Genomic DNA, 11,272 nt, shown 5'->3' on the forward strand with positions numbered 1-11,272 from the left:
TCAAGAAGCCTGAAGGGCTGACAGGACAATAGCCACGGGTAAAACCCGTGGTAAGGTAAACCAACGCCCCCTTGATTTTGGCGGTATTGTTGCCATTTTTCTGCAACAATGCTGACAAAATCACACTTACGAATCCGATTCCTCAAAGGATTCCGTGTCTTCAGTAAATCCCCTCCCGAATAAGGTCGTGACAGGCTTATCCTTCTTTGATTAAGGGGGCGTTGCGAAATGAGGTTTTAAAACGAATTTTCTTTACCGGTGGCTGAGCGGAGTCGAAGCCTTAGGATAGCGTATTCGTTAGACCTACTCCTTCGCTCCGCTCAGGGTCCGGTTACTCAAATGACATCACGCGAATCAGCAATCCATACATAAACCCTGCAAAAAAATCTTTAACCATAAAGTGACTCAAAGAAGCCTGAAGGGCTGATAAGATTATAGCCACGGGTAAAGCCCGTGGTCAAGAAAATCTAAATGATCTTGATTTTGGCGGCATTGTTGCCTTTTTTTTCTGCAACAATGCCGCCAAAATCACCCCTACCTTATATCCCTAAAAATCTTTTAATATTTCCTGACTGCAAGTCCTCTCTGGTCTTTGCATCTGCTTCATCCTCGCGCAAAGAGGCAATCCTCAATGCTCCGGTTTTGTAGTCCAGAACAGGAGAATGCGTACCAAAACCGAACTTTTCCTTACCAAAAGTCTCCATCAATCCTGCCAAGTCAAGGACATTTCTTCCGGAAGTATCCATAAACACATCCGCTTTCTTAAACAAATCCAAATCCTCTTTTTCCAAATGTGTACTACCGGACAAATTCAGCACCATAAACTTGGCATCAGGTACGGCCTTTACAATGGGCATCACATCACTTAGCCTCCACTCATTGCTAATGTCCAACCAGGAGCTTGGACGACTATCCACCATTCTCAATGTTAGGCCAACTGGTAAACCCATGTCCCTGCACCTTTTCACCATTGCTATACAAGAGGGATGATCCAGGCTATAGCGGTGGTATTTTGGAAAAACTCTTACCCCTTTCATGCCTAACTTTCCACTGCTTTCCTCCAAATCTCTTTCCCAGCCCGAATAAATTGGGTTGATCACTGCAAAAGGTATCAATCGCTTGGCCCATTTCCTATTGGAACTGATTTCCTCATAAGTCTCCCTGTTCGCAGCCTGGGTGTCCTTATAAAATATTCCATTGATATTGGTTAAAACAGAAGCAGCAATACCATTGGCATCCATCCTCTCTATAAGGGCCTTACAACTGCTGTTTCTTACCTGACGAAAGGGCCAGTGGCCTATATATGCATTACTATCTATCCACATGGTTTCCTGACTTTTTAAGTACATTGTTATAATTATCAAAAAAGAGCTTTTTCTGTTGGCTCTCTGTAAGCTCAGCAGCCATCATATGCCCCACACCTTGAAAAAAGCTATTGTCACAGCCAAAGAAAATCCGATCCTCTCCTACATATTCCATGGCATAAGGAATAATGTCTCCCTCATTGTTACTTCCTGATACATCCACAAACACATTGGGATAAGGCGCCACAGCCTTACAGGCATCTAACCAATCTCCACCACCTGCAAGGTGTGCCAATTGGAACATTGCTTCCGGATACCTTTTGGCCGCAATTACAAAATCATCAGGAGTAGATACATTTTCCGGCTCCCTGGCATCAAAAATAACCCGTGATTTCCCAATGCCCATATGCATCAAGATGATCATCTTCATGTCTATGTATTTCTCAATCACAGGATAGAACAATGGATCACTTATTTTCACATGATTGTACAATTTTAATCCCGTCATCCCATGATCCATACACCTGTCGATTTCTTCCATTGCCTGCTTTGGAAATGCAGGGTTGATCGTTGGCTGACCAATAAACCTGTCAGGGTACTTCTTCATGGATTTAAGGATCAAATCATTGCAAGCAATAAATTCTTCAGGCAGCCCTTTACTCCCCGGTCTCATCGGTCTTGAAATCACCATTTTATCGATCCCTAGCCTATCTGCATACCCAATCTGTGTCTCGGGGCTGTCTTCGGTAAAGTATACATGGGCATGGGAATCAATCTTCCTGTACTTCATAACCTCTTTCATCAGGTCATTCTCTTCGACAGGTTTTTCTTTACCGGCAAATCCTGTCAAATGTGCACTTAGCGCAATCCCTGAAACAGAAACTGCACTGGTGGAAAAGAATTTTCTTCTATTCATATTTTCAAACTGTTTTTTTAAAAGCCATACTTTCAATATTGAATCGGCAACTGAATCATGCCGCAAGTGTTATCACTAAGTCTTAATTTTTTAGCAAATCCAAAGCCTTATCAGGACAGCACTTCCTTCCAGATCATTTGACCATTACGGACGGACGCAGCAGCAAAATGACCACTAATTTTCTCCTTGCCCTCCATATGCTTTATGCTCATTTCTCCTTTATTATGCATGGACATGATATAATCTCTTCCAAAAGGGGTCTCTACCATCACAACTCCTGTTTTGTCCAAAAGGGACACACTTTTCACTGTCGACTTACCCTCTTCAAAACCCTCAAATACCGAAACAAAAGTCTGGAGCCTGTCTCCTCTTTTCCGCCTTACAAAATAGGGTAAAGTAGCACCAATGTCAGCATTTTTCCAATCCTTTTGTCCCCAGCCATCGCCCACAAACATCTCTTCCCCCTCCTGCCCAAGCGACCAGGCACGGGTCGTAAGTCCATTTTCATTTTTCCATTCGCTGTTCCAGGTTCCATTGCCATCACTTGTTTTGATGTTCTCATAATCATAGAGTGCCAATCCGGCATTGGCCACCGGAGAGAGACCGTTTATTGTGAGCTCATTACTGGATGCATGAAAAACATAATCCTGAATTTCACCCCCTTGTACCCTAAAGAAATCGACCACATAGCTATTCCCATTCCCATGATCTACCAATACAGAAGTTCGCTTGTAAACCAAAGCCTGGGAATAAGCCGTAGATGCCATTTCCATTACCTTGACATTAGGAAATGTTTTGAATACAAGAACCTCACCGCCCCTGCCTTTTTTTATTTGATTTTGCTCATCCAAGAGCACCGTATTGTGCGCCAGGGCCCTGATATTATTGGGCTTCTGGGGGTGATCCCATAGGTATCCCAAATCTGAAAGTAAAGCAGTGTCTTTTTTCCAATAGTACAGGTTAAGACTATCATTTTCATGATGGGTTCCCCAAGGGCTGGCACTCAAAAGCAATAAACTTTCTCTTCCATCTTCCCCTGTTCTTAGGTGACCTATTTGTAAATTTGGAGGACACCAGTCCGGGAATGTTAAAACCCCCTCTTTTTTATTCTTAAGCCCCGGATTCCTGTAATACATAGAGAATGACAAAGCGCCATTGGGTTTGGTAAGGTCATAAGGAAGTCGCAATACCGGTTCTACCTCACTGTCTGTAAATTCGCTGTTAAATACAGGTGATCCACTATGCAAAATAAGTTCATTCCCACAAAGTTCTTTTAACAAGGCGAGGTATTCCTTTTTCTCCGGATAATTGGCGACCATTAACTCTACGTAAGCCACATCCAGTGTGGTATTTTCAAAAGAGTCAGCATAGGGTGGATATTTTAGGTCTCCTTGCAAGCCTTTGAAAAAGGCCTCCCAAACCAGCTTGTAATTGGTTTCATGATAAAGGTCTAAATCGTCTATCCGTTGACCCGACTTATCCTTATAACCCTCGGGGTCTGAATAGCCTTGTCCTGCTTGGGCCATGTCCCAAATCCCTCCCAAGGTCATCAAGCCATAAAAAGGGGATTCACTGGTAGTTCCATCAGGTAAGAACCAGCCATTTACGGTCATGTTAAAGCCTTCAAGTCCGAATCTAAGCAAACCCGGATGCCCTACACACATCCCAACCAGAGCTACGGCCGTTCGGTTACTAACAGATTTATTGTTTAACTTCTTGTCACAAACCAGCAAAATTGTACTTTCAAGAAGCAGGTCTTTTTCTATCGTATGTTTGTCTTGTGCATTATAAAGTGGTGTACCATCAGACTTTCTTGCTTCACAGGTGAGGTCATATGCTGTCACAATTTTTTTCACAAAATCAGATTCCAATCCAACGCCACTGGCCCTGCCTGCACTCCAAAAACCGGTCCATAGGGCATTGTCAGGCACATTTGGTGGTGGGCACAATTCCGGTTCAGGCAAGTTCATCATATTGAGCGCTGCTTTTTTGGGATCCATGTCTGCATATTCACCATAGCCTACATGTATTAGCCACTCCGGATAGCATTTGGCCAACCTAAGGAGGATTTGTCTACATTTGGCAGCATAGGATACATTTCCCGTAAGTAAATAACCCTCTGCCAAAGTCTTACAAAATCCGGCTATCCACTGTACTTTTCTGGACCTGATATTGGCTGTAAAACTAGGCCTGCCCTCTTTATACCTAAAGATCACAAAAGGATCTCCACCACAGTAGGAAATCTTTTGGGATTTCCCCCATTTGGTCATTAAAACAATTTCTTCCGGATAGTCACTGTTCGGGAACACTGCATGACATTCAGTACATTGGATTTCTTCCGGTTTTTCTACCTCCCAACTCCACAGTCCATGCGGGTGTACAGGCAAGCCTTTGTCCCTACAGGATGGGCAAGGTGTCCAAAGCGGATCCCCCGGGGTCGTTTCCTCCACCATGCTATTAAGAAATTCAGGGGTAATCTTATCAATATGACTCTTTATAATACCGTGAATCCTTCCGAAATGAACCTTGGCCCATTCTTGGTCTTTTATATTTTCTTTAGCAGCCGCTAGGTTATTTTCTTTAATTGTAAGGCAAGGGTGACTGACTGAATGTCTGTACTTCTCCCAATCTGACCAATCCAATAACTGCTCAGTATCCGGGTAATCAAACGATTTATGCGGCGTTGAAGAGAGGGTAAATGGGCTTAAATACATACCTAAGCCCAAAAGCGTACTCTGCTTTATAAAGTCCCTTCTATTCGCTGTTTTATTGACCATGTTTAGGCGTTGAAATTGCTTTGAATTGAATTCAGTGTTTAAAACCCGGCCATCATCCGGTTGATTCGTTTGAATATTTTAGTTTCAAGCGTAGGTTTCCAAGTACCCGGATGACCAAAAGCTATTTGAGATGTTGCTCCTTCATAGCCTCCTTCTTCAAGTACTGTTCTTGAGGGAATATAAGCCATCACATCATTTGAATAACCGAGCACAAATAAATCATTCCCATATTGGGTTTTCAGCTTGACAGCATAGTCAACAACCGGTTCACCTCCCAGTGCCACCATCAATTGGTCTCCCAATTTCCAAATTTGAATGGGGTAAGGATAGGAAAGCTCAACGGTATTGTTTTTAACTTTTTCATGCATCATCACAGCCCAGCGCTGGTAATGCCCACTGCTTTCCTTTATCATTTTCTCCAAGACTTCAGTAGAGGGTGGCTCATTTAAATATAGGGCTATTTCCGAATAAGCCGTTTTTAACTGTGCAGCTAAGGGTTTCATGTCCTCATTTAAAACGCTTTCTACTGCCGCTGCCAATTCCTTACCGTACTTTTGTGCCAATGGAATCGTCCGTCTGGGCAATGGGTTTTGGTTGGCTCCGGCTCCTTGGAAAAACATGGCCGTAGCACCGGGATACATTTTTTCCAATGCTATTTGTGCAAATCCCGGATAGTCTCCGGACCATTGCGTGACGGATAATACGGTAGCATGACAGGCATAGCCAAAAACAATGGCCATGATATTGTCCTCCAAATCGGTCACTTTCATTACCGGTACAGCATAATCATTGGGGCCATTGACGGCGGTAGTGGTCTCCAATTCCGCTTCTTTATTGTTCCTTCGATTTACCTGAAACCTGGTAACTCCATTTTCCGAGGAGATCTTTGCAGGGACTAATCCTTCCAAGGCTTTACCCACTAAATCGACAATTTGCTCCTCTAGCCAATCCGAGTAGGTATTTACCTTTTCAATTTCACCTTCACTCAAAGGATATACATGGTACAAGTAATCTTTGAGCACAGGGCCGGAATGAGAATGGGAAAAATTCATCAGGACAGCATTCTCAGGTAGAGCATACCGAGCTTTAATTTTCTCTTTGATTCGCCCGCTCATGTCTCCGGGCATCCCGGATAGATCATTGGTAATCAAGACCGCAGTATTCTTGTCTTTATCCTGAATAACAAGGGCTTTAGACCATATCGGGTGAATAGTACCATCAGAAGGCCCAGTTCTGGAAGCAAAGCCGGCCATCCACATTGGGACTTTTGGGGTAATGTCTACTTTTACCACATTGGCTTTCCAATGCGCCGAAGCATTCTGGGCCGACAAATGAGAAGCGTAAAAAATGAGGCCAACTAACAGTACCAAAATAGAAAGGTACTTAAGGCCATTTATATTTTCTGTATTATTTCTCATGGTGCTATTAGGGGATATTCAACAGTTTTAATGCCTATACTTTCAGCAAGTCTGGTGGCTTCTGAAAGGATATTGTCTTCAATTGAAGCTGCCCATTGGGTGGTGAAAAGTGGAGACCTGTTTGCTTCGTATCCACCTTCTGAGAGCACTATTTTTGTGGGAATATACCCCATCACATCATTCGAATAGCCCATCACAATTATATCCGGGCCAAAAATCTTTTTAAGTTCCAGGGAATACCCAACAAGAAGCTCCCCTCCTAAAGCAAAAATTGCTTGATTGCCTATTTTCCATGCTTGAACCGGGTAAGGATAGGAGTCTTTGATTTTTTCACCTTTGTCCAGTCTAGATATCCAGATTTTCGCATATTCTTTTAAGTAATCCGGATAACCTGGAATTACCCCACTGATGATATCCTCCAGTTCCGATTTGGTGGGAACAGCCTTAGCAAAGGTCAGGTCAATTTCTGAATAGGCCGTTGATAGTGTTCCTTCCAAAACATTCATGTCTTCATTTAAAACGCGTTCTACAGCTGCTGCCAGCTCTTTACCATACTGCTGAGCCAATGGAACTGATCTTCTCGGCAAAGGATTTTGATCGGCTCCTGCTCCCTGGAAGAACAAGGCTGTAGTCCCGGGATAAAGCTTCTCCAGTTCAATCTGGGCAAAACCTGCATAATCTCCGGAAATCTGATAATCCGACAATACCGTTGGATGGCAGGCATAGCCAAAAAGAATTGCCTTTAGATTCCCCTTAGGGTCTTCTACTTTAATCACCGGCACCGCATAATCGTTGGGGCCTTTTAATTCAGTTTGGGCATTTATTTGGGCTTCTTTGTTATTTCTTCTGTTGACCTGAAATCGGGTCAATCCATTTTCAGAAGACAAGGTAACCGGTTCAAGCGAAGTTAAAGCCTGTCCTACCAGTTCCACAATTTCTCTCTCTACTCGATCAGCAAAATTTTGAATTTTATTGTGTTCTTTTTTACTCAGTTGGAATTGAAACCTTTGATGATCCGTCTCCGGTCCGGTATGTGTATGCGAACTGTTGAGAATTATTTGTTCTCTTGTGAGACCATATTTAGCTTTCAGTTGATCTCTAATTTTATCAGATAAAAATTTCCTAAAAGCCAACAAATCAGCGGTCACCACAACAGCAAGATTACCATTAGGATCTTCAATGGCAAGGGCTTTGGCATATACCGAATGTCTGACACCCTCTGAAGGTTTCTTTCTAGCAGCATAGCCACCCATCCAGATGGAACCTTCAGGAGTAATTTCAACTTTCTTTACGCCTGCTTTCCAGGTTCCGGAATATTTTTGTGAGTAAGAAGGGTAATTAAATAGCAATATTGCTATTCCAAAAAAAATGAAGCAAGAGGACTTTGGGGATAGATGTTTCATGACTTATTGATTACTAGTAACAATCGTATTTGATGGTCAATGAATATAAATTAAAAAAACAGCTATTTCAGTATTTATAAGCAGTTATAATTTTCTTATTTAAGTAAAAAAGTAGGAAAATGTCGTTCAGTTTAAATACTGCAATATAAATTGACAATTTTAGCGAATTTAAGAATTACCCCTAAACGTAGGCTTGGACTGACTGAGTCCTGAGTTCACTTGGCTAATCCTTTCCTGTTAAAATCCTAGAAATTAATTGATTTTCAAGTAATTTCATCATGAACCAAAAGGGCAATTACTTATCAAAATTTAAGAAAAAAATCCCTCTGTTTGGGTAAACAGAGGGATTAATTAATTATTCAACAACCTGCAAAGGAGCAACGTTGTTTTCAGCACCCACATAACCTTCATTTTGGTTAATGGTCCCTAAGGTATTTGCTGTGATTACATTATTATCAATAGGCCAAAGCACATGGAAAGGTGCAATAGCAGGAGTGTTTCCAATCACAATTGGCTTAATGGAATACATGATGTTTTTCTCCATAATTCTATCATACCACCAGTTGTTGTCTGCAAAAGACTCAAGGCTATAGCCTCCAATGTTCTGAGAAGCCATGATATAAGAAACCCGAACCAATTCTGAATGACGTGGAGTTTCCAAGAAAAGCTCACGGGCTCTTTCGTCAAAGATATATTCGATGGTCACATCAGAAGCATCAATTGGCAATGCATTGGCTCTTGTTCTCACTTCATTGATATCAGCAGCAGCAGCATCCAATTGGTTTTTCCAATAGTAAGCTTCTGCACGTAGCAAGTAAGTTTCAGCAAGTCTATAAATATACCAGTCACCGTTTCCTCCCATAGGCACAGCTGTAGGAGATTGTTGTGGCGCATAGGTTTTATAAAATATAAGTGGGAAATGCTTATAAACAGAATCCTGTGGAGCAGTCATGTACATGGGATTAATCGGCTTCCCAAAATCTACAGATTCAGGATTGGTATATACCAATTCATGCTTATCGACCCAGTTGACATCACTTCTTCTGAGGTCAGGAGTATTGGTATAATCAAAACCATTTTCTTCCCAAATTTCATAAAATCCGTAAGGAGTAGAGATCATATCGGGGTTGCCTCTTCCTAGTGAATCATATCTTGGACCACTATCAAAAGTACCTCTTAAACCTTGACTATCACGAATGGAAGAATGCCACCAAGAGGCATGGAAATGTCTCATGGTATACAAACCGGCGGTTTGTGCACCAGCAGGAGCTTCAAATCTATCCACCATTGCTAAAATGGTTTCTGTATTTGCGCCAATATTTTTGTTTTCAGGACGGTGAAGATCCCAGATCACATTTTTCTCAGCAATATCGGCTTCAGAACCAAATCTATCTTCAACCAAAGCATAATTACCATTGATTACAGCTGAAGAAGATGCTATGGCTTTATCAAATTCCAAATTGGCAAGATACACCTTTGTCAACAAATGGTTGCCGGCACCTTTTGTAATTGCGCCTGGAACCGCTGTCTCAGGTAGCCATTGCACAGCATATTCCAAATCCGCCTGAATTTTATCAAGTATGGCCCAACGGCTATGTGTCTGGTAATCTAACCTTACACCCCTTACTTCTTCTCCTACAAATGGAACATCACCGTATGAGTTGATCAACCAATAATACCAGAAGGCCCTGTGCCATAAACCTTCAGCCAAGATGGCATTTCTTGTGGATTCATCTTCCCATTCGATATCATCAATTCTACCAATCACAACATTGGCGTTCTTGATAAATTCAAAAGACTCAGAAAAAAGTGGAACGAAGGTATAATACCTGTCAAAGAAAGGTGTAGTTTGAAACCAATCCATTTGAAAGGTTGGCGTTCCGGCTTCAGAAGAAGACCACTCACCTACCATATAATGTCTACGACTACCAGTAACACCCTCTGTAAGGGCTTTTCTCATGGTCACCAACCCAGCTTCATACCCTGATGGATCAATAAAAACATTTTCGGGTGCAAAAAAGGATTTTGGTTTTTGTTCTAATAAGTCTTCTGAGCAGGAAAATGCTAGTAAACCTACCAGAAAAAGGAACAAATATTGTTTTATATATTTCATAATATTTAAATCTTTTTGGTACTAAACATTAAAGCGAAAGGTTGATACCTGCAGAAAACGATTTTGGCATCGGGGTATTTCCTGATTCAGGATCATATCCAGGCCAATTCGTAAACGTCGCTAAGTTTCTTGCAGATACAAACACTCTTATACCTTTTGTTTGCAACTTTTCTGCGATATAAGAAGGGAGGTTATAGGACAAAGAAACATCCTGAACCCTTAAAAAACCTGTAGGCTTAAACACTCTTAGTCCTCCTCCATAAGCTCCATGAACCTCAGAGGTACGCGCGTATTCAGTCTCTCCGTTTGTTGGAGTCCAGTAAGGAATGTTCATGATATTGATTCGATCATAGGTAGAAGACTCATGCGTTGCATAAGTAAATTCCCTTTGATGACCTAAATCAGCTCTTAAGAAAATGGTGGCTGTAAAATCCTTTAGGAAAGTAAAATCATTTCTTAAACCCAATCGATACCGAGGTCTGGTGTACCCAATAAATTGCTTGTCTACCAAAGCATCATAAACGCCATCTTCATTTACATCTTCTGATTTATAATCACCCGGTTGCATATTGTAAACGGCTGCTTCATCGGCCTCATCCAATTGCCAAACTCCTTGTACATTATAATCCCATACCACATCGATGGCCTGGCCAGGAGACCATTGATTGGTGTAATCAGGAACCTCTCTAGTGACAGTTTCACCACCGATAATTACCTCTTCAGTATCACCAAACAGTCTTACAATTTTGTTTCTGTTCAATGAGAAAACAAAGTTGGATTTCCATAATATATTAGGCCGGTTTACATTAACTGTATTGATGGTAATATCCAAACCTTTATTTCTCAATTCACCCAAGTTGGCAGTGATAGTAGAGAAACCGGTGATTTCAGGCAATTGCCTGTTCATCAACAAGTCAGTTGTTGTCATGTCATAGAATTCTGCAGAAATATCAATTCTATTTTCTAACAAGCCTAGATCCAAACCGATGTTATAAGACTCCGTTTTTTCCCATCGTAAGCCTTGGTTGGCCAAGGTATTGTTGTACAATCCAAGTTGAACGCTGGTACCATCATAGTACAAGTTGGTTCCAATTTGAGCCAAAGAAGAGTAGATTCCTATGTCTCTGTTACCGTTAACTCCCCAAGAACCTCTAAGCTTCAATAGGCTGATGGCGGTATTTTGAGGAAAGAATGGCTCTTCAGAAACTATCCATCCTAATGCAAGGGCTGGGAAAGTTGCCACATTGTTGTCTGCTCCAAAGGCAGAGTAACCGTCTCTTCTTACGGAGGTCGTTAACAAATACCGGTCTTTATAGGTGTAATTTAATCTTGCCATATAGG

Annotated in this window: 7 protein-coding genes; all 7 read right to left on the minus strand. The window is 41.7% G+C overall.

All coding sequences use genetic code 11. The features are described 5' to 3' along the window. Positions 1-539: 539 nt before the first annotated feature. Positions 540-1,349 carry an amidohydrolase family protein gene (locus AAC037_RS09570; protein ID WP_339902782.1) on the minus strand — a complete coding sequence of 270 codons (810 nt, stop codon included), beginning with the start codon at positions 1,347-1,349 and terminating at the stop codon, positions 540-542. Continuing rightward, positions 1,312-2,220 carry an amidohydrolase family protein gene (locus AAC037_RS09575; protein WP_339902783.1) on the minus strand — a complete coding sequence of 303 codons (909 nt, stop codon included), beginning with the start codon at positions 2,218-2,220 and terminating at the stop codon, positions 1,312-1,314. Before AAC037_RS09575 ends, AAC037_RS09570 begins: the two co-directional genes overlap by 38 nt. A 110-nt stretch (positions 2,221-2,330) precedes the next feature. Beyond that, on the minus strand, positions 2,331-4,997 hold the full coding sequence (locus AAC037_RS09580; protein WP_339902784.1) for a hypothetical protein: 2,667 nt from the start codon (positions 4,995-4,997) through the stop codon (positions 2,331-2,333). A 38-nt stretch (positions 4,998-5,035) separates the two neighbouring features. Further along, positions 5,036-6,415 carry a neutral/alkaline non-lysosomal ceramidase N-terminal domain-containing protein gene (locus tag AAC037_RS09585; protein WP_339902785.1) on the minus strand — a complete coding sequence of 460 codons (1,380 nt, stop codon included), beginning with the start codon at positions 6,413-6,415 and terminating at the stop codon, positions 5,036-5,038. After that, positions 6,412-7,818, minus strand: coding sequence for a neutral/alkaline non-lysosomal ceramidase N-terminal domain-containing protein (locus AAC037_RS09590; RefSeq protein ID WP_339902786.1), 1,407 nt, complete (start codon positions 7,816-7,818; stop codon positions 6,412-6,414). The genes AAC037_RS09585 and AAC037_RS09590 overlap by 4 nt, the downstream gene beginning before the upstream one ends. Before the next feature lie 355 nt (positions 7,819-8,173). Further along, positions 8,174-9,931 carry a RagB/SusD family nutrient uptake outer membrane protein gene (locus AAC037_RS09595; RefSeq protein WP_339902787.1) on the minus strand — a complete coding sequence of 586 codons (1,758 nt, stop codon included), beginning with the start codon at positions 9,929-9,931 and terminating at the stop codon, positions 8,174-8,176. Positions 9,932-9,959: 28 nt separating this feature from the next. Continuing rightward, a partial coding sequence (locus AAC037_RS09600) for a TonB-dependent receptor (RefSeq protein ID WP_339902788.1) occupies positions 9,960-11,272 on the minus strand: 1,313 nt, incomplete at its 5' end.

Origin of the sequence: uncultured Cyclobacterium sp. (assembly GCF_963976465.1) — a bacterium.
In the GTDB taxonomy this organism is placed as follows: domain Bacteria; phylum Bacteroidota; class Bacteroidia; order Cytophagales; family Cyclobacteriaceae; genus Cyclobacterium.

Bases quoted from the DNA above. Each gene is read 5' to 3' on its own strand.
- AAC037_RS09595 (WP_339902787.1), bottom strand. From the start codon at position 9,931: ATGAAATATATAAAACAATATTTGTTCCTTTTTCTGGTAGGTTTACTA.
- AAC037_RS09590 (WP_339902786.1), bottom strand. From the start codon at position 7,818: ATGAAACATCTATCCCCAAAGTCCTCTTGCTTCATTTTTTTTGGAATA.
- AAC037_RS09585 (WP_339902785.1), bottom strand. From the start codon at position 6,415: ATGAGAAATAATACAGAAAATATAAATGGCCTTAAGTACCTTTCTATT.
- AAC037_RS09570 (WP_339902782.1), bottom strand. From the start codon at position 1,349: ATGTACTTAAAAAGTCAGGAAACCATGTGGATAGATAGTAATGCATAT.
- AAC037_RS09580 (WP_339902784.1), bottom strand. From the start codon at position 4,997: ATGGTCAATAAAACAGCGAATAGAAGGGACTTTATAAAGCAGAGTACG.
- AAC037_RS09575 (WP_339902783.1), bottom strand. From the start codon at position 2,220: ATGAATAGAAGAAAATTCTTTTCCACCAGTGCAGTTTCTGTTTCAGGG.